Source organism: Ruegeria sp. CJ6 (assembly GCF_056536665.1).
The window spans coordinates 139,233-159,556 of the sequence record NZ_JBQFQB010000003.1; the positions used below are offsets into that span (position 1 = coordinate 139,233).

Sequence of the window (20,324 nt, forward strand, 5' to 3'; positions counted from 1 at the left end):
CCAGACCACATTCACAAAGTCGAACCACCCGACTTATGTAGAGTAAAATCCTCATGGCCTCCTGTCCGACTTTGGACCTCTTGCCCAGCGACCCAGCAGGAACCCAATCAATAGTACCGGCGCAGAATAGATCAGCAAAAGTGAAGATAACCTCAGTGTAACTTCCTCGATGGATTGGGTGAGAAAAAACTCATACCCCAGCCAAACCAAAAACAGCAGAGCCAAAGATCCTGAAATCCAATTCGGCAACACACCGAAACACGCTCCCACAAGAAGCAAGATAATCAGGATGAGAAACATCATTGATTACATAGCCGCTCGGGCAACCCATTGGCCCAAGTGCTGATCGTACCTGCACCGAGGCAGACTACCATATCGCCCGGGCGGGCCTGTTCACGGACAAGGCGGGCGAGGTCTTCTTCGTTCAAGATCGCGCGCGCGTGGCGGTGGCCGTGGCGAATCAGGCCCTGCACAAGATCGTCACGGCTGGCACCTTCGATCGGATCTTCGCCTGCGGCAAAGACCTCGGCAATAGCGACCACGTCGGCGTCGTTGAAGCAGGTGCAGAAATCGTCGAACAGGTCGGACAGGCGGGAATAGCGGTGAGGTTGGTGGACGGCGATAACGCGGCCCTCGGTGGCCTGACGTGCGGCCTTGAGAACGGCGGCGATTTCGACCGGATGGTGGCCGTAATCGTCGATGATGGTGACGCCGTCAATTTCTCCAACCTTCGTGAAGCGGCGATTGACGCCGCCGAAATTGGCCAGCGCGTCGCGAATTTCCGAAGCTTTCATGCCCAGATGACGGGCTACGGCCACAGCGGAAAGCGCATTCGAGACGTTGTGATCGCCGGGCATCGGCAGGGTACAGCCCTCAATCACCTTGTCTTCGTGGCGCAAATGGATGTCGAAATGGGCAACGCCGCCCTTATAGGTCAGGTTTTCGGCCCGCACATCGGCCTGTGCGTTGAAACCATAGGTGCGCACGCGGCGGTCGGAGATGCGGCCAACCAGCGCCTGAACCTCGGCATGGTCGGTGCAGCAGACGGCAAGCCCGTAGAAGGGCAGGTTTGAGACGAATTCGTGGAAGCCGTCGCGGAGTTGGTCGAAATCGCCCCAATGCTCCATATGCTCGGGGTCGATATTGGTGACGATGGCGATGGTGGCGGGCAGGCGGTTGAAGGAACCGTCGGATTCGTCCGCCTCGACCACCATCCATTCGCCCTGCCCCATGCGCGCGTTTGAGCCATAGGCGTGGATGATGCCGCCATTGATGACGGTGGGATCGAAATCGCCCGCGACCATCAGCTCGGCCATCATAGTGGTAGTGGTGGTCTTGCCATGGGTTCCGGCAATGGCAATGTTCGAGCGCAAGCGCATAAGTTCGGCCAGCATGTCGGCGCGGCGGACAACCGGCAGGCCCTGCGCACGGGCCTGATCCAATTCCGGGTTGCCCGGTTTGATCGCGGTCGAAACCACGACCACGGCGGCGTTTTGCAGGTTCTCGGCCCGCTGGCCTTCGAAAATCTCCGCCCCCAGCGTTGCCAGACGGTCAGTGATCTTTGACGCCTTCAGGTCCGAGCCCTGCACCCGGTAGCCAAGGTTCAAAAGCACCTCTGCGATACCCGACATCCCGATCCCACCGATGCCCACGAAGTGGATCGGTCCAACGTCCTGCGGCAGTTTGGTTGCTGGATTCATGAGGTCTCCTTCTGCGCCAGTTGTTCGACGAGGGTCACCAGACGCTCGGTTGCGTCCGGAGCCCCGACGGACAGCGCTGCATGGGCCATTTTCTGTGCGGCTTCGGGGTTGGTGAGAACCGAGGTCATTTGCTCGGTAAGCGCGGGAACGTCAAGGGCGTTTTCGGGAATCATGATTGCCCCCCCTGCCTGAACCAACCCACGCGCATTGGCTGTTTGATGATCTCCGGCAGCCGTGGCAAGCGGGATCAAAATCGACGGACGGCCAATCACGGAAATGTCGGCGATACTGGAGGCACCTGACCGGCTGACAACCAGCTGCGCGTCGGACATACGGCGAGGTACGTCGTCAAAGAAAGGCTGTACATCGGCGCGTATGCCGTGATCGGCGTAAAAGGCCTTGACCCGTTCACCATCCTCATCGCGGGCCTGATGCGAGACGCGGATATACCCGCGCAGATATTCAGGCAGCGCAGCGATGGCCCCCGGCACCACGTCACTGAGGATACGTGCGCCCTGTGAGCCGCCCATCACGAGGACGGACATCGGGTACTCCCCAGGCGGGATATAGGGGGCAGCAGCGCGTTCAAGAACGGAGGCGCGAACCGGGTTACCAGTGTGTATGCCCTTGGACCCTTCAGGCAGATCGGTGGGCCAGACACCACAGGCCACTTGAGCCACACGGGTGGCAAACAGTTGGTTTACCCGGCCCAGAACGCCATTTTGTTCATGGATCATACGCGGCAGCTTCAGCAGGATGGCCGCGCCCAGCGCCGGTATCGACGGATAGCCGCCAAAGCCCACCACCACATCCGGCTTGTCACGCATCATCTGCGCAGCCATGCTAGTGACTCCAGCAGCAATCTTGGGTCCAACCAACATCTTGGCCGCTAATCCGCCTCGGGCGAAGGTGGCCGAGGATGCCTCGACAATCTCGACGTCTGCAGGGAACGCGCCGGTATAGCGCGCTCCGCGCGGGTCGGTGGACAGGCGCACACGCCAGCCTTTCTGCAGCATCGCCTCGGCCAACGCCTGCGCGGGGAACATGTGGCCCCCGGTGCCACCTGCTGCGATTAGTAGATAAGGTTTGCCCATCAGCCTCGTCCGCGCAGAATGTCGCCCAGCTCGCCCTGCGGGCGGGTTCGGGTGAAGGCCAGCAACATGCCAACCGCGATGCCGCCTGCAATCAGGGACGATCCGCCATAACTGACAAACGGCAGCGTCATGCCCTTGGCGGGCAGAAGACGCACGGCGACGCCCATGTTGATCATAGCCTGCACGCCAAACATGCAGGCCAGACCAGTGCCAGCCAGACGGATGAACATGTCGCGTTCGCGCATCAGCCGCAGCAGCGAACGCACAACGATCAGCGAGTACAGCGCGATGATAATCAGCACCAAAATCAGCCCGTATTCTTCGGCCGCGACCGCGATGATGAAATCCGTATGCGCATCAGGCAGAGACCACTTGACCTGCCCCTCACCCACGCCGACGCCGAACAGACCGCCTTCGCGGATAGCATTGGTGGCATACCCAAGCTGGGTGGTCGGATCGAGTTCCTGATTAAGGAAACCATCGATACGACGGGCAAAGTGCTCGGAATTGGAATAGGCAAACATGCCACCCAGAACGACCGCCCCGGCCATGCCGACCAGCAATAGCATCGGGGCTCCGGCAACAAAATACATCACACCCCAACCAAAAAGGATAAGGCAGGCCTGCCCGAAATCGGGCTGCATCACCAGCATTGCCACGATGGACATACACAGTGCAAAGGACCACAACCGCCCCGGCGGGCCGTTGATTTCCTGTGATGCGGCCAACAGCCATGCGGCCACCACGACAAAACCGGGCTTAAGGAACTCGGATGGCTGCAACGAGGCAAAACCCAGCGAATACCAGCGCACCGCGCCTTTGCCAAAGTCTGTACCGAAGACCGGCAAGAAGGCCAGCGCCACGAACGAGGCCAGAAAGCCCAGAATCGCCAGCCGCCGCACCAGTGTCGGCGACATCATTGAGGTCAGCAGCATCGCGACCAGCGCCAGCCCGCCAAAGATCGCCTGACGTTCTACATAGTGGAAAGGATCGAACCCGTTACGCCCCGCCAGTGGCGGCGACGAGGCCAGCCCAAGCAAAAGCCCGATGACAAACAGGATCAGAACGCAGGACATCGTCCAGCGATCAATCGTTCGCCACCACTTCGGAAGAATCGGTTCTCCGCGCTGGTCCTGGACCGCGCCATACACCATCTCAGTCATGAGATACCGCCACTATCTGCCTCGTTAACGTCCCGTTTTCGGGATCTGATTGAGAGTCTACAGGGATTTTTACATTTGGGCTAGCAGAATGACAGGCAGAACTGGAATTCCGGAACGATGAGCCGCCGTTGACAAACGCGCATGCATTCAAGCAGCGCATGCTGCCTGTTCTGATCGACGGCCCGTTGAGGCTCGGTTTGAGTTCATCCAAATATCAACCGCGCCCAACGTCATTGTTCAAAAAGTAAATCGTCAGTCTTTGATGGGGTATCTGTCAGGCTCTTCAAACACATCGATCACTCGGGAACCCGCCTTGATGCGCCCGCCATGCTCCACTCCGGCTGGGATAGAATAGCTGTCGCCGGGCAGATAAACTTTCGTCTCTCCGCCAATGGTGAGTTCAATTTCTCCTTCCACCACCGTACCCCATTGGGCACCATGTGAATGTAGTGGGAGTTCCATTTCTTTAAGAAAAGTAAAAAAGGCGACCAAACCAGCATCAGATCGAATGACTGCCGTCTGCACGACGTCTTCGGGAAATGGCACGTCTAGTCTTGGAAAGTCTGTAATGAAGTTTGGAAAGCGCATATTTTTATCCCTTTAAATGGATCTAACCGGCAAGCATTAGCACAGAGCCTAGCATGTCAGAATGCACTACGAGTAAAAATCCACATACCATATGGCACAAACCCATGTGCTGCTGAGAAATTCCGTGGGCCAAACCCACACCGTTTTTGGTCTGCGCTCTTGCCATCGCTCACAATCCACGCCATGCGCAGCATATGGATTTCGAGACGATCATCCTCGGTGCTGGCGCGGCCGGCATGATGTGCGCAGCCCATTGCGGTGGCCAGGCTCTGGTGATCGACCATGCAAAAGCTCCCGGAGAAAAAATCCGCATCTCGGGTGGTGGACGATGCAATTTCACCAATATGTATGCGGGACCGGGCAATTTCCTGTCTCAGAATCCGCATTTCAGCAAATCAGCGCTGGCGCGATATACACAGTGGGACTTCATCGAGCTGGTCGATCGCCATGGCATTGCATGGCATGAAAAAACGCTTGGGCAATTGTTCTGCGACGGGTCTTCGAAACAGATCGTCCAGATGCTGCTGAATGAAATGGTCAAGGCCGAGGCCGAGCTCTGGGTGCAGACGTCGCTGCGCAACTTGCGCAAAACCGAAAGCGGTTTCGCTTTGGATGTCGAACGCGATGGCAAGCACATCCCTCTGACCTGTCGCAATCTGGTTCTGGCCACGGGTGGCAAATCGATCCCCAAAATGGGCGCAACGGGGTTGGCCTATGACATCGCGCAGCAATTCGGGCTGCAGATAACCGAGACACGGGCGGCGCTGGTGCCGTTCACCTTCTCGGACGGTCGGTTCAAGGATCTGTCCGGCGTCTCCCTGCCCGCTCGACTATCAAACGAGCGCAGCAGTTTCGACGAGGCTTTGTTGTTCACCCATCGCGGGTTGAGCGGTCCTTCGGTGCTGCAATTGTCTTCGTACTGGCGCGAGGGTGAGGCAATATGGGTCAACCTGATCCCCGATTTGCCTTTATTCGATCTGCTTCGCGATCAGCGGCAGGCTGTTGGGCGCAAGGCGCTGACCACCGAATTGGCACGCCACCTGCCCACGCGTCTGGTGGAATACCTCGCACACCATATCCCGATGAAGGGCAATCTTGCGGATCAGTCCGACACGGCGCTGTCGGAACTGATCGCCGCATTGTCCAACTGGCGGCTTACGCCGTCGGGCACCGAGGGCTATCGCACCGCCGAGGTCACCCTGGGCGGGATCGACACTGACGGGCTGTCGTCCAAAACGATGGAGGCCAGGGATGTCCCCGGCCTCTATGTCATTGGTGAAGCGGTGGATGTCACCGGCTGGCTTGGCGGTTACAACTTCCAATGGGCGTGGTCCTCGGGCCACGCCGCCGGAAGTGCCATCGCAAGCCGTTAGCCTACGACGTTGTAACCCCGTCCGCGCATACAGTTGCGCACGATGACTTCCTTGTTCTGGTTCTTGTTGATCACGTCAGCGCCTGCACCAACCAACGCACCGGCAACGGCGGCGCGACCCAGGTTGTCGCTGCTGTCCTGAACGATGCCGGTGACGGCTGCAGCACCTGCAGCGCCGATTGCGGCATTACCTGCGGTCGATCCGTCAACGCTGGCCTGCGAGGCTGCAAGTTGCTGGCACTGATACAGGTCCGAGTTGTAGTTAGGGCCTACCGGGCCATCGATCACGGGCTGATAGTTGGCCCCGGTATTGGTGCAAGCCGCAGCAGCCAGCAGCGCTGGAACGACCAGAAGAAGTTTACGGTTTGGCATATTCATGACCTCGTGTTGAATTTCCTGAAGGCAAAAACCAATGCAGGCAGTGCGTCAAGCAGATAGGCCCACAGCTTCGCCGAACCGGCGATCTATTGCAAACGCATTGCTTTCAGAGGCGTTTTTTAACCTGAACCACGAAGTCATCGCCACGTTGTTCGAAGTTGTCATACTGGTCGAAACTGGCCGCAGCAGGTGCCAATAGAACGGTTTCACCGGGCTGCGCATCGGCCATGGCCTGCATAACCGCCGCTTCCATAGTGGTGCAGACTTGCGCATCGGCCTGCAACTGCATTGCAAAGCTAGCCGCCTCACGCCCGATGACGTAGGCCTTGATTACGTGGTCCCCTGCCCCGTTCAGCGCCTCAAGCCCGCCTTCTTTCTCAAGCCCGCCACAGATCCAACGTATCTTCTTGAACGCGCTCAAGGCTTTGAGCGCGCTATCTACGTTGGTGGCTTTCGAGTCATTCACATAGGTCACGCCGTCCGCCTCGGCGATGATCTGACTGCGGTGCGGCAGACCCGGGAAGCTGTGCAGCGCGTCTTCGATCACGCGCGGAGCAAGGCCCAGCGAACGGCAGGCGGCATAGGCGGCGCAGGCGTTCTGGTGATTATGCGCACCGGGCAGGCCCTTGATCTCACGCAGGTCGATCGATCCGGCCTGACGGCCCTTGCGGTATTCCGACAGGAAACCCTTGCGGGCAAAGACCTGCCAACCCGACCCGGTCAGCTTGCGCGCCACCGAGACGCGGATCACCCGGTCATCCGACGGCCCCTCGGCCAGTTGCCCGGCCAGAAACGCGCCCTCGGCCTCATCTATCCCGATCACGGCGCGGTCTGGGCCTCCTTCGGCGAACAGGCGACGTTTGGCGGCAAAGTAACCACCCATTCCACCATGTCGATCCAAGTGATCAGGTGAAAGATTGGTGAAAACCGCCACATCCGGCGTCAGTGCGCGGGCCAGTTCGGTCTGGTAGCTCGATAGCTCCAGTACCACGACCGATCCATCGCCACCTGGGTCGATGTCCAGCACGCCGCGCCCAATGTTACCCGCCAGTTGCGAGTCGCGCCCGGCCTCGGTCAGGATATGTTGGATCAACGCAGCGGTGGTTGATTTGCCATTCGATCCCGTCACCGCGATGACGCGCGGTGGGATGTCGTAGTTGTTCCATTCAGGGCCTGCGAAAGAGCGAAAGAACAGACCTATATCATTGTCGACCGGAACTCCGGCTTCCAATGCAGCGGCCACAACCGAGTTCGGCGCGGGGTAGAGATGAGGGATGCCGGGCGAGACAATTAGTGCGGCAATATCGTCAAACGCCCCGTGGCGGCGCAGATCGACACACGAGAATCCCTCGACCTCTGCCGCTTCACGCGCGGCGGGGTTGTCATCCCAGCAGATCGGCTCAGCCCTGCCAGCGCGCAGCGCTCGTGCGGTGGTCAGACCCGACCGACCTAACCCCAAAACCGCTACTTTCTGCCCTGAAAACCCTTTGACCGGGATCATTGCCATACACCTTCTATCCGAGCCGTTCTTCCAGCCAATCCGCCCGCCAAGCGACTGGCCCTTTTGGAACGTTTTCTATTACGAACCCATAGTCTGGTAACCGGTCGCACAAAGCATCGTATTCCGCAATAGCTGCGGCCAAGTTGTGCCGCCGGTCATCATCCTGTTCGAATATCTCAGGCCAAGGAGGAAAGAGAAACACGCATGAGTCGTAGCCCAAGTGCAGTATCTGTTCACGCACTTTGGTCTCCAACGGTGTACCGGTTCGATCAAACCAAATCAGCGCGTCCAATGCCGAACGATCAAATAGCACAAGATCATCTTTGGCATTGCTGAAGTCAGATATCGCAAGTTCAATGATCCTGCGGCAGAATACCTCGGAGTTGACCCAAGGCAGAGCGCGACCACCACCTTGTCTTTCCTCGGCAATGACACGACGACCCGGCTCGGAAACTGTTGAATATCCGCGTCGGGCCATCTCCTCCAGCAGTGTTGATTTGCCACCACCGGAGCATCCAGAAAGCACGATGCAACGTGGGCTCATCTGACTTTCAGCGTCGCCAGCCCGATCATCGCTAAGATCAGTGAAATGATCCAGAACCGGATCACGATGGTGGGTTCAGCCCAGCCCTTTTTCTCATAATGGTGATGGATCGGTGCCATCAGGAACACGCGCTTTCCGGTCCGTTTGAAATAAAGGACCTGGATGATCACACTTAAAGCTTCAACCACGAACAGCCCGCCCACGACTGCCAATACCAACTCGTGTTTGGTAGCCACGGCGATCGCGCCCAGCGCACCGCCCAGAGCCAGTGATCCGGTATCACCCATGAAAACCGCCGCCGGAGGGGCGTTGTACCACAGGAATCCCAGCCCCGCACCAAACAGCGCTGAAGTGAAGATGAAGATTTCACCGGTGCCAGGCACATAGTGAACATCAAGATACTCGGTGAAGTCGACCCGCCCAACCGCATAGGCAATCACACCAAGGGTCGAGGCCGCGATCATCGCGGGCATGATCGCCAGCCCGTCCAGACCATCTGTCAGGTTCACCGCGTTGGCCGCACCCACAATGACGATCACCGCAAAAGGGATATAGAAAAGGCCAAGATTGATCAGCGTATCCTTGAACACCGGCAGAGCCAGCTGGTTTTGCAAATCGGTGGGATGGTGCAGCGTCGCCCAGAGTGACGCCAGCACGGCAATGATGATTCCCAGCGCCAACCGCATCTTACCGGAAACGCCCTTGGTGTTCTGCTTTGAGACCTTGGCATAATCGTCCGCAAAGCCGATGGCCGCATAGGCCAGCGTCACGAACAGTACCATCCAGACATATGGATTGTCCCAGCGCGCCCAGATCAGGGTCGAGGTGACCAGCGCACCCACGATCAGCAGCCCGCCCATGGTAGGGGTTCCAGCCTTGGACAGATGCGCCTCGGGGCCGTCATCGCGGATCGGTTGACCTTTGCCTTGCCGTTTGCGCAATACGTTGATCAAGGGTTTTCCGAACAAAAACCCAAAGATCAGCGCAGTCAGAAAGGCGCCCCCTGCCCGGAAGGTGATATAGCGGAAGAGGTTCCAGAAATCCCCTCCGTCCGACAGGGCGGTTAACCAATAGAGCATTACAAAACCTTTCTTACAATACGGCGGCTCTCTGGCGCGCTGCCATGCCCCATTTGCCGCAGACCGTCAACGATCTGTGCCAGAGCCATGCTGAGAGAGCCTTTGGCCATCACTACATCGCCGCTACGGATCAATTCCGGCAGATGGGCGGCCAACTCATCGCTGGTTTCCGTCCACAACCCGCGCTTGCCCTCGGGCAGAGCCTGATGCAGCGCTTGCATCAACGGGCCGATGCAATGAACCTGATCGACATGCGCCATCGCAGGCACCTCGGCCATGGCGGCGTGCATCGCCTGCTCTTGCGCACCAAGCTCTTTCATGTCGCCCAGAAACGCGATCTTGCGTTTGCCCGCCGACGTAGACAGCACGTCGAGAGCGGCCTCCATCGAGGTTGGATTGGCGTTGTAGCTGTCATCGAGCAGTTCAATCTGCCCGCCATCTGGCAGCGCGATCACCTCGCGCACACCGCGCCCTTTGACCGGAGACCAGCCGCGCAGACCGGCAATCGCCTGATCCAGATCGACCCCCAGCGCGACACAGGCCGCCAGAGCGCCCAGCGCATTCATAGCAAAGTGAGTTCCCGCGGATTGGACATCGAATGTGATGTCTGCGCCGCCGACAATACCGTGTCCCCGCACCGAGTCAGGGCCTTGGAGCACGTTGGTAAGGGCATAGTCCCGCGCCTTGTGGCCAAATTCGACGATCCTTGCACCATGCGCAGCGGCGCAGTCGCGCAAGATGCCCGCGTGTTCGATATCGGCGTTGACGATAGCGGTGCCGCCCTCGGCCAGCCCGTCGAAGATCGCAGCTTTTTCAAATGCAATACCCGCAACCGAGTCGAAGGCTTCGAGGTGGACGGCGGCTACTGTGGTCACCAGCCCCACATGCGGTTGCGCCTGACGCGCCAGCGGAGCGATTTCGCCCGGATGATTCATGCCGATCTCGATCACCGCGAACTCGGTGTCGCGCGGCATTCGCGCCAGCGTCAAAGGCACGCCCCAATGGTTATTGTAGCTGGCGACGCTGGCATGAGTTTTGCCTTGCGTCTCCAGAATGCTGGCCAGCATTTCCTTGGTCGAGGTCTTACCCACGCTGCCAGTCACCCCCACCACGCGCGCACCTGTCCGGGCGCGAGCCGCCTGCCCCAACGCCTCTAGACCCGTCTGCACATCGTCGACGATCAACAGCGGTGCATCTTCGGGCACGCCTTCGGGAATATGCGACACAAGCGCTGCGCCTGCGCCTTTTTCAAGCGCTTGGGCGACGAAATCATGGCCGTCGCGGGCAGCCTTCAACGCAACGAACAGGTCACCCGGCTGCAGGGTGCGCGTGTCGATGGAGACGCCGTTCACCTGCCAATCGGTGGTGGCGCGCCCGTTGGTGGCCTCTGCGGCCTCGGCTGCGGTCCAGAGCGTCATGCGACCCTCCCGTCCAGCGCGGCAACGCTGATACTGGCCTGTTCCACATCGTCAAAGGGCAGGACCTGATCTCCGACGATCTGGCCGGTTTCGTGTCCCTTGCCCGCAATCAGCAAAGCGTCGCCCGGTTGCAGCGCGTCGATGCCGCGCAGGATGGCCTCGGCCCGGTCCCCGACTTCCGTGGCTTCGGGTGCGCCCAACATGACAGCACCGCGGATGGTGGCCGGGTCTTCGCTGCGTGGGTTGTCATCGGTAACAAAGACCAGATCGGCGTTTTCAGCAGCGGCCCGCCCCATCAATGGGCGTTTAGTGGCGTCTCGGTCACCGCCTGCACCAACAATGGCGATCAGACGTCCCATGACATGCGGGCGCATCGCCTTCAATGCAGTGGCCACGGCATCCGGTGTATGCGCGTAATCGACAAACACCGCCGCGCCGTTGTCGCGGGTGGCAGCCAGCTGCATCCGTCCGCGCACGGTGATCAGGTGCGGCAAGGTTTCGAACACGCGGTCGGGGTCCTCGCCCGCCGCGATGACCAATCCGCAAGCCAGCAAAACGTTCTCGGCCTGAAAGCCGCCGATCAGATTCAGGCGGGTTTGATAGGCCTTGCCTTTCCATGAAAAGCGCAAATCCTGCCCGGTCGCGTCAAAGCGTTGATTCAGAAGACAAAGATCAGAACCCTCAGGGCCCACGGTGATGATATTCTGGCCGCGTGCCTCGGCGATCTTGCGCATCTCGGCACCCTTGGGATCACCAAGGTTGACCACAGCGACCCCGTCTTCGGGCAGCACACGATCAAACAGACCCGCCTTGGCTGCGAAATAGGCCTCGAACGTGTCGTGATAGTCCAGATGATCCTGCGTGAAATTCGAGAACCCGGCAGCGGTCAGATGCACCCCGTCCAAGCGACGCTGTTCAAGCCCGTGCGAGGAGGCCTCCATCGCCGCATGGGTCACGCCATTTTCGGCAGCCTCGGCAAGACAGCGGTGCAGAGTGATCGGCTCGGGTGTGGTATGGGCCAGCGGCGCAGTCCATGCGCCCTCGACCCCAGTGGTGCCCAGGTTGACGGCGGCAAGTCCAAGCTCGGTCCAGATCTGGCGGACGAAACTGGCGACCGAGGTTTTTCCATTGGTGCCGGTGACCGCCACGATGGTCTGCGGTTGCGCGCCAAACCATAGGGCGGCGGCCCCTGCCAGTGCCTGACGGGGGTCTTCCGTGACGATCAGCGCAGCATCGGATGCGGCCAGTTCGTCGGTGGCGATCTCGGCCCCTTTCGCGTCCGTCAGGATCGCGGCGGCCCCCATGCGCAAGGCGTATTGGATGAAGTCTCCACCATGGATTCGGGTGCCGGGAAGGGCTGCAAAGAGGAAACCGTCTTTGACCTCGCGGCTGTCGACAGCCAGACCGGTGATTTCGGGATTGGCCCCTCCCCGTGCGGTCAGGGCCAGTTCGCTGAGTTTCTTTGACCGATTGCCCATGACCCACCTTTCGCTGGACAGCCTAATTTGAGGTCAGCGTTATAGCAGCGCGCGCCTCAGGCTCAAGCCGGGGTCTGAGACCCAATAGCGGCGCCACCCGTCCAATCAGTTCGGCAGCAACGGGAACGGCAGTCCAACCCGCCGTGCGGCGCTTTTCGCCATAGGCCACGATGGACGGTTCATCCAGCGTGACGATTAGCACATATTTCGGATCATAAGCCGGGAAGATGGTGGCGAAGGTGGCAATCACCTTGTCCTCATAGTACCCGCCACGCGGCTTGGGTTTATCGGCAGTACCGGTTTTTCCCGCCACGTCGTACCCTTTGACATCACCAAAGCTGGCGGTGCCATCCGTGACCACTTTGCGTAGCATATTTTGCGCCTGCTTGGCGGTGTTTTCGGACATCACGCGAGGGCCGTATTGCGGGCCATTGCGGCGCAGGATCGTGGGGCTGACATAGTACCCGCCATTGGCAATCGCTGCGTAACCAGCGGCCAGATGCATGGGGCTGGTCGAAAGGCCGTGGCCATAAGAAATCGTCACGGTGCTCAACTCACCCCATTTCTTGGGCTTGAGCGGTTGCCCGCCCTTGGCCTCGACAATCTCGAATGGGGTTGGGTCGAACATGCCCAGCGCGTTCAGAAAATCCTGTTGCCGGTCGGCCCCGATTTGCAAGGCCAGCCGCCCGGTGCCTCGGTTCGAGCTGTACTTGATTACATCCGAGACACTGATCTCACCATAATTCTTGCCGTTAAACTCGCCAATCGGGAAGCGCCCGATTTTCATTGGGCCGGAAGTGTCAATGATGGTGTTGGAGTTCACCAGACCTAGCTGCACCGCCTGCGCGGCGGTGAAGATTTTGAACACCGAACCCAGCTCATAGACACCCTGTACATAGCGATTGAACAGCGGGCTGTCCGAGGGATCGAAGCCCGAGGTCGGTGGGCGCGGACGGTCATTGGGGTCAAAAGACGGCAACGACGCGGCCGAGACGACCTCGCCCGTATGGGCGTTCATCAGAACCGCCGAGGCTCCTTTGGCGTTCATGATCTTCATGCCGCCATAAAGCACCTGTTCCACCGCCGCTTGAACGGTCAGATCCAGCGACAGTTGCAGCGGCTTGTTGCCGTTGGCCGGGTCGCGCAGATAGCCGTCGAACTGTTTTTCGACGCCAGCTACGCCGATCACCTCGGCTGCGCTGACACCTTCGCGGCCAAAGCCCGAGCCGCCCAGAATATGCGCCGCGAGTCTGCCATTGGGATATAGCCGCATTTCGCGCGGGCCGAACAGGATGCCGGGATCACCGATGTCATGCACCGCCTGCTTCTGCTCGGGCGAGATGCGCTTCTTGATCCACAGGAATTTTCGCTTACCGGTGAAGTCTTTGACCAAACGCTCTTTTTCCAGATCAGGGAAAATAGCGACCAGTTGCTCGGCTGCGGCGATCGGGTCAATCATCAGCGGTGGCTGCGCATAGACAGAATAGGTGTCCAGATTGGTCGCCAGAATACGGCCTTCGCGATCCACGATATTGGCGCGTTGCATGGCGATGGAGGCCCCCGGCGCACTTGCCAATGGTTCTTGCGCCTCGGATGTCGCCAGAACGCCCATACGAAAGCCTACGACCGAAAAGGCGCAAAAGAAGAAAAGACCCAACACCAACAGGCGGCCCTCGGCGCGCGCACGGGCGCGGTCTTTCATGTCTTCGTGGCGTTTGCGGATGTTCTCTCTCTCAATCGCCTTGGGGTTTTCACCCTTTGCACGGGCGTCGAGGATACGGGCCAGAGGGCGAAGTGGTGTACGGGTCATGGAACCTGCACCTCGATCAGTGCCTGAATGTCAGTGACGTCCTGTATTTCAAGCGGGTCGACGATGGGCAGATCCGGGTCCTCGCCATAGGAAATCTGATCGGCGCGACCAAACTGCTCAGCCCGCAGAGGCAGCAAGCTGAGACGTTCGAAATTCAAGTCCGCCAGCTCACGCAAACGATCAGGCCGGTTTAGATAGGCCCATTCGGCATTCAGCACGGCGAGTCGCGCCTGCGCCATACCGATCTGGCCTTGCAGCGACTGCGTTTCCTTCAGCACCTGCTGCGTGCGGTAGTTCTCTTGATAAGCCCAAAGCGCCAACCCGAATACGGACAGTGCAGTCAACACGTACAGAATACTCTTCATCTTGCCCTTCCCCCCAATTGCGGCATGCCGATGGCCCGGGCCTCAATTTCCCCTGCCGGGGCATCCGTTCTTATCGCGACACGCAATTTTGCCGAGCGTGCACGTGGGTTTTCTTCAAGTTCCTGCTCATCCGGCCCAACGGCCTTGCGGGTCTTGAGTGTAAATTGCGGCTTCTCCTGCTCCATCTCAGGCGCATAACGGTTGGCGCGTCCGGTTTTGCCCGCGCGCGATTGGAAGAACCGCTTCACCATCCGGTCTTCTATGGAATGGAAAGTCACAACGGCCAGTTGCCCGCCCGGCTTCAAAGCGCGCTCGGCGGCCATAAGCCCCTGAAACAGTTCTTCGTATTCTGCGTTCACCGCGATCCGAAGCCCCTGAAAACTGCGCGTCGCCGGGTGCGATTGGCCCGGTTTGGGGCGCGGCAGGCAGGATTCGATGATTTCGACCAGCCGCAGAGTTGTTGTGATCGGTTCTTCGGCCCGCGCCTTGACGATGGCCTTTGCTATACGACGACTGGCGCGTTCCTCACCGAAATGGAACAGGATGTCGGCCAATTGCGTCTCGGTTGCCGTATTCACCAGATCAGCTGCGCTTTCACCATCTTGGCTCATCCGCATGTCCAACGGACCGTCTTTCATGAAGGAAAAACCGCGTTCAGCCTGATCCAACTGCATGGATGAGACACCAAGGTCCAGCACCACGCCATCCAGGTCCTGTGCATAATCATCCATGCGAGAGAACACGCCCTGCTGCATCACCAGCCGGTCACCATATTCCCCAGCCCAGTCAGCGGCCATTTCAAATGCCAGTGGGTCGCGATCGACGCCAATGACTTTCTCGGCCCCGGCCTCCAGCAATGCACGAGTATAGCCGCCTGCGCCGAATGTGCCGTCCAGCCAGGCACCGGATACCGGCGCCACAGCGGCCAGCAACGGGCGCAGCAGTACGGGGATATGAGGTTTGTTCGACGAGGTCTGAGCGCCGGCCATGCCGTCACCCATCCCCGATGCCATCGAGATACTGCATCGGATCGAAGTCATCTGGCAGATCGTCCAGCCATTCCTCGGTGGTGGCCAGTTCTTCGGCCTCGTATGTCTCGGGCTTCCAGATCTGGAAGGTATCACCGGCGGCGATAAAGAACGCCTCGTTTTCAAGGTCGATCTTGTTGCGCAGCTTTGCGGGCAGCACCAAACGACCCGTTTCGTCCACATTGGTCGGGAAGGACTGACCATGGAACATCCGCTGAAGCATCCGACGCTGCATCGAGCCACGTGGCAGCGCATCGATCTTGGCATCCACCTCGTCGATCGCTTCCATGGTGTAACATTCAAGGTATTTGCGGCGGTGGTCGCCATAGACAATCACGAGTTCAGGATTGTCACCGGGTTGCCAGCTGGGGTCCGAGGCCTCAAGCACACGACGAAACGAGGCCGGGATCGAGACCCTGCCCTTCGTATCCACCTTATGCTGGCTTTCGCCTCTAAACCTGCGCGCCAAGACGACTGTCCCTTTCGCTTGCGCCCCACCTCAAAATTCACGTTCCCCCCGGAAGTAAAACGGCGGGTTGATCTGCTGCCACTGATCAACCCGCCGCATTGACCCGCTTTGCGGGATGTCCAGCTGCGCGCGCCACCTGGGGGGATGTCTGCTCGCCCGCGCGCCGGATCTGTTAAGTGATGAAAGCGAGATGCCTGTATGAAACCTGTTTTTGTATTTTTGGTTCGGGGTCGTTTGGCGCCCCTTAACTGTCCTCGCCCTCATCGGGTACACAAGGGATGCCATGGGAATTCATGGAAATCAATAGGAAATTTGCATATGGAGGCCTGATGCAGGCTTCAGATCAAGACTAATACAATCGAAACTCGGATCAAATATGCCACAAATTGTGCTCCTAATGCTCACTAACACTAAATATGTAAGAATTGATGCGTAAATTATCCCTCCCATGAATTCCCAATAATTATTAGAATTATGCATTATTTGGCGCAGACACCCATGAATGACAGCCGAAGAGGACGAATCGCGGTCCCTTTAAAGGCCATTCCCATAGGCGACCCATGCTTTCCCATAGCACCTTCACCCCAGGCGCCGGACCTGCGGTGAGAAGATTTGCCCCCTCCTGAGTTGACACAACATGCCCAAACAAACGCCAATTCCGCTCAATAGATGAGCGGTCACCATCACAGGGTCTGGACACACGAAACGTCAACCACACGCGAAAACCAGTATTTTAAAGGCAATTATTGGGGCGTACCGGATTATCCTGCCAATCCATGCATTTGCTGCATAGCAGCATTGACGACGCGAACTATTGTGCAATCGCAGCATTTGCCTATCTTCAGTCTCAAGCAAACGCCGGACGATGCCGGCAACAGTAAGAATGAACGGATCATGAAGATGGCAGTCGCAAGCACACAAACAGCTCTGAAAGGCACACCGGCAAATGGAATCTCAACGCTGGTTGAGACCGTGAAAACCCGGGTTGCTCGTTATCGCCTGTACCGTCAGACAGTCAACGAATTGTCGGGGCTGTCAGATCGGGAATTGGCTGATCTGGGCTTGCACCGCTCGATGATCCGCCGGCTGGCCCAACAGGCCACCGAAGAGCAGATCGCGCGGTAAGCGCATCAAGAACACCGAGATCAGGTCCGTCCTCCTCCCTTTCGGACCTGTATTTCAGCGGCAGCGTCTCTCCTCCTCCCTGACGTTGCCGCACCTAATACCGGCCCTGACCGCCGGAACCTGATACATCGGGGCTCTCCTCCTCCCTGCCTCGATGTTGAAAGCGCGCGGCGACGTCTTCCTCCTCCCTGACGTCGCCGCGTCTTCCTCATACCGGGATCAAACCCGGGTTCGGATACATCGGGGCTTCCTCCTCCCTGCCCTGATGTAGAAAAGAACGGCGGTTCCCCTCCTCCTCCCTGGGAACCGCCGTTTTTCGTTTTTTGCGCACAAGATGTAGGCTGGGGTCGTGAACGCTTTGTCAGGTGTCTCCCATGGCCGCTTATTTCATCGCCCAGATTTCCATTCATGACCCGGATGGGTACCAGAAATACCTCGAAGGATTCATGCCGATCTTTGACCGGCATGGCGGAAGGCTTCTGACCGTATCCTCAAAACCCGTTGAAGTGATCGAAGGCAGTTGGGAAGAAGATGGTATCGTCCTGATGGAGTTTCCGGATATGGCTGCCGCAAACGCGTGGAAGGACGATCCGGACTATGTCGAATTAGCCAAGATCAGGCAAAAAACGGCGAGGGCGAATCTTGTGCTGGTCGAAGGGTTGTGAGCGTCAGAACGGCACGTCATCCTTGTTGGTCAGAAAGCGCGAGACCACTTTCTTCTTCCCCGCCTTGTCAAAATCGACCTCGACTTTATCACCTTCGATGCCGATCACTGCGCCATAGCCGAATTTCTGGTGAAACACTCGCTCGCCCAGCGTAAAGCTGGCCACGGCTGTCGCATCAATCACAGTATTCCGGCTTTCCTTTGGCTGAGACATGCCATATTGCCCCTGCCGCGCCTGCATCCGCTTCCAGCCCGGAGAGTTATAGACATTCGCCTCGGCTGCGCGGGTTTCGATCCCGGCTGCCTGCTGACCACCCCCATAGAGCCCCGGAGGTGTCAGCACTTCCACATGATCTTCGGGCAACTCATCAATGAACCGGGACGGCATCGAATTCTGCCATTGTCCGAACACCCGTCGGTTGGCTGCAAAGGAAATCGTACAGACTTCTTCTGCACGGGTAATACCAACATAGGCTAGCCTTCGTTCTTCTTCGAGGCCTTTGATACCGGATTCGTCCATCGAACGCTGAGAAGGGAACAATCCATCCTCCCACCCCGGAAGGAAAACCGCGGGAAACTCCAGCCCCTTGGCCGCGTGCAGCGTCATGATCGAGACTTTGGCCCCGTCGCTGTCCTGCTCGTTATCCATCACCAGACTGACATGCTCCAGAAACCCTTGCAGGTTTTCGAAATTGTCCAGCTGATTGACCAGTTCTTTTAGGTTTTCCAGCCGCCCCGGCGCCTCGGGCGTCTTTTCGTTCTGCCAATGCGCGGTATAGCCGGATTCGTCCAAGACGATCTGCGCCAGCTCGATATGCGAATGCTCGGGCGCGCCGTATCGGATCGGTGAAACACCGTCATCAATCACCGTATCATCGTCCACCTCGATCCGAGGCCCGCGCGTCATTGCATTCCACCGCGCCAACCCGTCGATCAGTTCGCGCAGCGCCTTGCCACCCTTGCCCTTGATCAGGCTGTTATCGACCGCGATCCGCGCCCCTTCGACCAAAGACACGCCATTCTCGCGCGCCACCACCTGAATCGTTTGCTGCGCCTTGTCGCCGAGGCCGCGTTTGGGTGTGTTCACGATCCGCTCGAAGGCCAGATCATCCTCGGGGCTGACCACCAGCCGGAAATAGGCCATGGCATCACGGATCTCCATCCGCTCGTAGAATCGCGGCCCTCCGATCACTTTGTAGGGCAGACCAATGGTCAGAAACCGATCCTCAAACGCCCGCATCTGGTGCGAAGCGCGTACGAGGATCGCGATCTCATCAAGGTTCACCGGCCGCACACCGCGCGTGCCACCTTGCATCGCGTCGATCTCTTCCCCGATCCAACGCGCTTCTTCCTCGCCATCCCAATGGCCGATCAGACGGACCTTTTCACCCTCTTCGCGATCGGTCCAAAGCTCTTTGCCCAAGCGGCTTTCATTGCCACGAATGACGTTGGACGCAGCGGCCAGAATATGCGGGGTCGAGCGGTAGTTCTGTTCCAGCCGGACCACAAAGGCGCCAGGGAAGTCCTTTTCGAACCGCAGAATGTTGCCCACCTCGGCTCCGCGCCAGCCATAGATCGACTGATCGTCATCGCCGACGCAACAGATGTTCTTGTGGCCCCCTGCAAGCAGACGAAGCCAGAGATATTGGGCGACGTTGGTATCCTGATACTCGTCCACAAGGATGTAACGGAACCAGCGCTGGTATTGCTCCAGCACGTCCGGGTGGGTTTGGAAAATCGTGACCATGTGCAGCAACAGGTCGCCGAAATCCACCGCATTCAGCTCGCGTAGGCGGGTCTGGTATTGGGCATAAAGCTCGATGCCCTTGTGATTATAGGCCCCCGCATCCGCAGCAGGCACCTTGTCGGGCGTCAGCGCTCGGTTTTTCCAGTCATCGATGATCCCGGCCAGCATCCGAGCGGGCCAGCGCTTGTCGTCAATGTTGGCGGCTTGAGTCAGCTGTTTCAGCAGCCGTTTCTGATCGTCAGTGTCCAAAATTGTGAAGTTCGATTTCAGATCGACCAGTTCCGCATGGCGACGCAGCAGCTTGACGCAAATTGCGTGGAAGGTGCCAAGCCACGGCATCCCCTCAGCGGGTCGGCCCAGCATCCGCCCTACCCGCTCTTTCATCTCTCGCGCGGCCTTATTGGTGAAGGTCACCGCCAGAATCTCATTCTCGCGCACCCTATGTGTCCTGAGCAGATGGGTGATCCGAGCGGTCAGAGCTTTTGTTTTGCCCGTGCCCGCACCAGCCAACATCAGCACCGGACCATCCAGCCGCTCAACCGCTTCGCGCTGCGCCGGGTTGAGATCGTTGAGGTACTCAGCCGAGGTCGCAGGCATCGCCCGCGCCGACAGCGATGCGCCTTCGAAGGCGTCCAATTCGTCAAAACTGCTCATGGCTCTAAACTACGTCGGATGGGCGCGGAGGGAAAGGGTTTGTTCACGGCTTGTTCGCTCAAATCAAATAGAATCATCCCTCCAAAGGGCGCAGCGAAGATATTCGGGGAAACGGGCATAATCTGCTCTTTTCTACGGGGGATTGAT

At 58.7% G+C, this 20,324-nt stretch carries 19 protein-coding genes; 3 read left to right on the forward strand and 16 right to left on the reverse strand.

What is annotated here, in order from left to right:
* Window positions 1–51: 51 nt before the first annotated feature.
* The 5 genes from ACR0BT_RS10325 to ACR0BT_RS10345 all read right to left on the reverse strand — a co-directional run bounded on the left by ACR0BT_RS10325 (window position 52) and on the right by ACR0BT_RS10345 (window position 4,545).
* Window positions 52–303, reverse strand: coding sequence for a hypothetical protein (locus ACR0BT_RS10325; RefSeq protein ID WP_480763087.1), 252 nt, complete (start codon window positions 301–303; stop codon window positions 52–54).
* A complete protein-coding gene (murC, locus tag ACR0BT_RS10330) occupies window positions 300–1,700 on the reverse strand; it encodes a UDP-N-acetylmuramate--L-alanine ligase (RefSeq protein WP_170661991.1) in 1,401 nt (466 codons plus the stop codon). Before murC ends, ACR0BT_RS10325 begins: the two co-directional genes overlap by 4 nt.
* Window positions 1,697–2,794 carry a UDP-N-acetylglucosamine--N-acetylmuramyl-(pentapeptide) pyrophosphoryl-undecaprenol N-acetylglucosamine transferase gene (locus ACR0BT_RS10335; protein ID WP_480763088.1) on the reverse strand — a complete coding sequence of 366 codons (1,098 nt, stop codon included), beginning with the start codon at window positions 2,792–2,794 and terminating at the stop codon, window positions 1,697–1,699. Before ACR0BT_RS10335 ends, murC begins: the two co-directional genes overlap by 4 nt.
* A complete protein-coding gene (gene ftsW, locus ACR0BT_RS10340) occupies window positions 2,794–3,957 on the reverse strand; it encodes a putative lipid II flippase FtsW (RefSeq protein ID WP_170392040.1) in 1,164 nt (387 codons plus the stop codon). Before ftsW ends, ACR0BT_RS10335 begins: the two co-directional genes overlap by 1 nt.
* Window positions 3,958–4,209: 252 nt before the next feature.
* A complete protein-coding gene (locus tag ACR0BT_RS10345) occupies window positions 4,210–4,545 on the reverse strand; it encodes a cupin domain-containing protein (protein WP_170392042.1) in 336 nt (111 codons plus the stop codon).
* A 194-nt stretch (window positions 4,546–4,739) separates the two neighbouring features.
* Here ACR0BT_RS10345 and ACR0BT_RS10350 point away from each other — a divergent pair, with 194 nt between their 5' ends.
* Window positions 4,740–5,918: a BaiN/RdsA family NAD(P)/FAD-dependent oxidoreductase gene (locus ACR0BT_RS10350; protein ID WP_170563769.1), complete on the forward strand. Its 1,179-nt coding sequence runs from the start codon at window positions 4,740–4,742 to the stop codon at window positions 5,916–5,918.
* Here ACR0BT_RS10350 and ACR0BT_RS10355 read toward each other — a convergent pair.
* From ACR0BT_RS10355 to mraZ, 10 genes are all read right to left on the reverse strand, one after another.
* Window positions 5,915–6,295, reverse strand: a complete 381-nt coding sequence (locus ACR0BT_RS10355) for a glycine zipper family protein (protein ID WP_170392045.1) — start codon at window positions 6,293–6,295, stop codon at window positions 5,915–5,917. The two genes, ACR0BT_RS10350 and ACR0BT_RS10355, sit on opposite strands and share 4 nt — an antisense overlap.
* A gap of 106 nt (window positions 6,296–6,401) precedes the next feature.
* Complete coding sequence (murD, locus tag ACR0BT_RS10360; protein WP_170610004.1) at window positions 6,402–7,796, reverse strand: UDP-N-acetylmuramoyl-L-alanine--D-glutamate ligase; 1,395 nt, start codon at window positions 7,794–7,796, stop codon at window positions 6,402–6,404.
* A 13-nt stretch (window positions 7,797–7,809) separates the two neighbouring features.
* Complete coding sequence (locus tag ACR0BT_RS10365; protein ID WP_480763089.1) at window positions 7,810–8,340, reverse strand: AAA family ATPase; 531 nt, start codon at window positions 8,338–8,340, stop codon at window positions 7,810–7,812.
* Window positions 8,337–9,419 carry a phospho-N-acetylmuramoyl-pentapeptide-transferase gene (gene mraY / locus ACR0BT_RS10370; RefSeq protein WP_480614766.1) on the reverse strand — a complete coding sequence of 361 codons (1,083 nt, stop codon included), beginning with the start codon at window positions 9,417–9,419 and terminating at the stop codon, window positions 8,337–8,339. Before mraY ends, ACR0BT_RS10365 begins: the two co-directional genes overlap by 4 nt.
* Window positions 9,419–10,837 carry a UDP-N-acetylmuramoyl-tripeptide--D-alanyl-D-alanine ligase gene (locus tag ACR0BT_RS10375; RefSeq protein WP_480763090.1) on the reverse strand — a complete coding sequence of 473 codons (1,419 nt, stop codon included), beginning with the start codon at window positions 10,835–10,837 and terminating at the stop codon, window positions 9,419–9,421. Before ACR0BT_RS10375 ends, mraY begins: the two co-directional genes overlap by 1 nt.
* Window positions 10,834–12,315, reverse strand: coding sequence for a UDP-N-acetylmuramoyl-L-alanyl-D-glutamate--2,6-diaminopimelate ligase (locus ACR0BT_RS10380; RefSeq protein ID WP_480763091.1), 1,482 nt, complete (start codon window positions 12,313–12,315; stop codon window positions 10,834–10,836). Before ACR0BT_RS10380 ends, ACR0BT_RS10375 begins: the two co-directional genes overlap by 4 nt.
* Window positions 12,316–12,337: 22 nt before the next feature.
* The gene (locus ACR0BT_RS10385) at window positions 12,338–14,125 is read right to left on the reverse strand and encodes a peptidoglycan D,D-transpeptidase FtsI family protein (protein ID WP_170392055.1); all 1,788 of its coding nucleotides are present in this window, start codon (window positions 14,123–14,125) and stop codon (window positions 12,338–12,340) included.
* Entirely contained in the window at window positions 14,122–14,490 is a 369-nt protein-coding gene (ftsL, locus tag ACR0BT_RS10390; protein ID WP_170392057.1) for a cell division protein FtsL, read from the reverse strand. The genes ACR0BT_RS10385 and ftsL overlap by 4 nt, the downstream gene beginning before the upstream one ends.
* Window positions 14,487–15,479, reverse strand: a complete 993-nt coding sequence (gene rsmH, locus ACR0BT_RS10395; RefSeq protein WP_480615123.1) for a 16S rRNA (cytosine(1402)-N(4))-methyltransferase RsmH — start codon at window positions 15,477–15,479, stop codon at window positions 14,487–14,489. The genes ftsL and rsmH overlap by 4 nt, the downstream gene beginning before the upstream one ends.
* Before the next feature lie 4 nt (window positions 15,480–15,483).
* Window positions 15,484–15,951 (reverse strand): division/cell wall cluster transcriptional repressor MraZ, encoded by a 468-nt coding sequence (gene mraZ / locus ACR0BT_RS10400; protein ID WP_480439182.1) that lies wholly within the window; start codon window positions 15,949–15,951, stop codon window positions 15,484–15,486.
* Window positions 15,952–16,887: 936 nt separating this feature from the next.
* Between mraZ and ACR0BT_RS10405 the strand changes: the two genes are divergently transcribed.
* Window positions 16,888–17,112 (forward strand): DUF1127 domain-containing protein, encoded by a 225-nt coding sequence (locus ACR0BT_RS10405; protein ID WP_170392061.1) that lies wholly within the window; start codon window positions 16,888–16,890, stop codon window positions 17,110–17,112.
* Between the two features lie 374 nt (window positions 17,113–17,486).
* Complete coding sequence (locus tag ACR0BT_RS10410; protein ID WP_170392063.1) at window positions 17,487–17,777, forward strand: DUF1330 domain-containing protein; 291 nt, start codon at window positions 17,487–17,489, stop codon at window positions 17,775–17,777.
* 3 nt (window positions 17,778–17,780) lie between these two features.
* On the opposite strand, the gene ACR0BT_RS10415 is transcribed toward ACR0BT_RS10410, so the two are convergent.
* A complete protein-coding gene (locus ACR0BT_RS10415; protein ID WP_480763092.1) occupies window positions 17,781–20,177 on the reverse strand; it encodes an ATP-dependent helicase in 2,397 nt (798 codons plus the stop codon).
* Window positions 20,178–20,324: the final 147 nt, after the last annotated feature.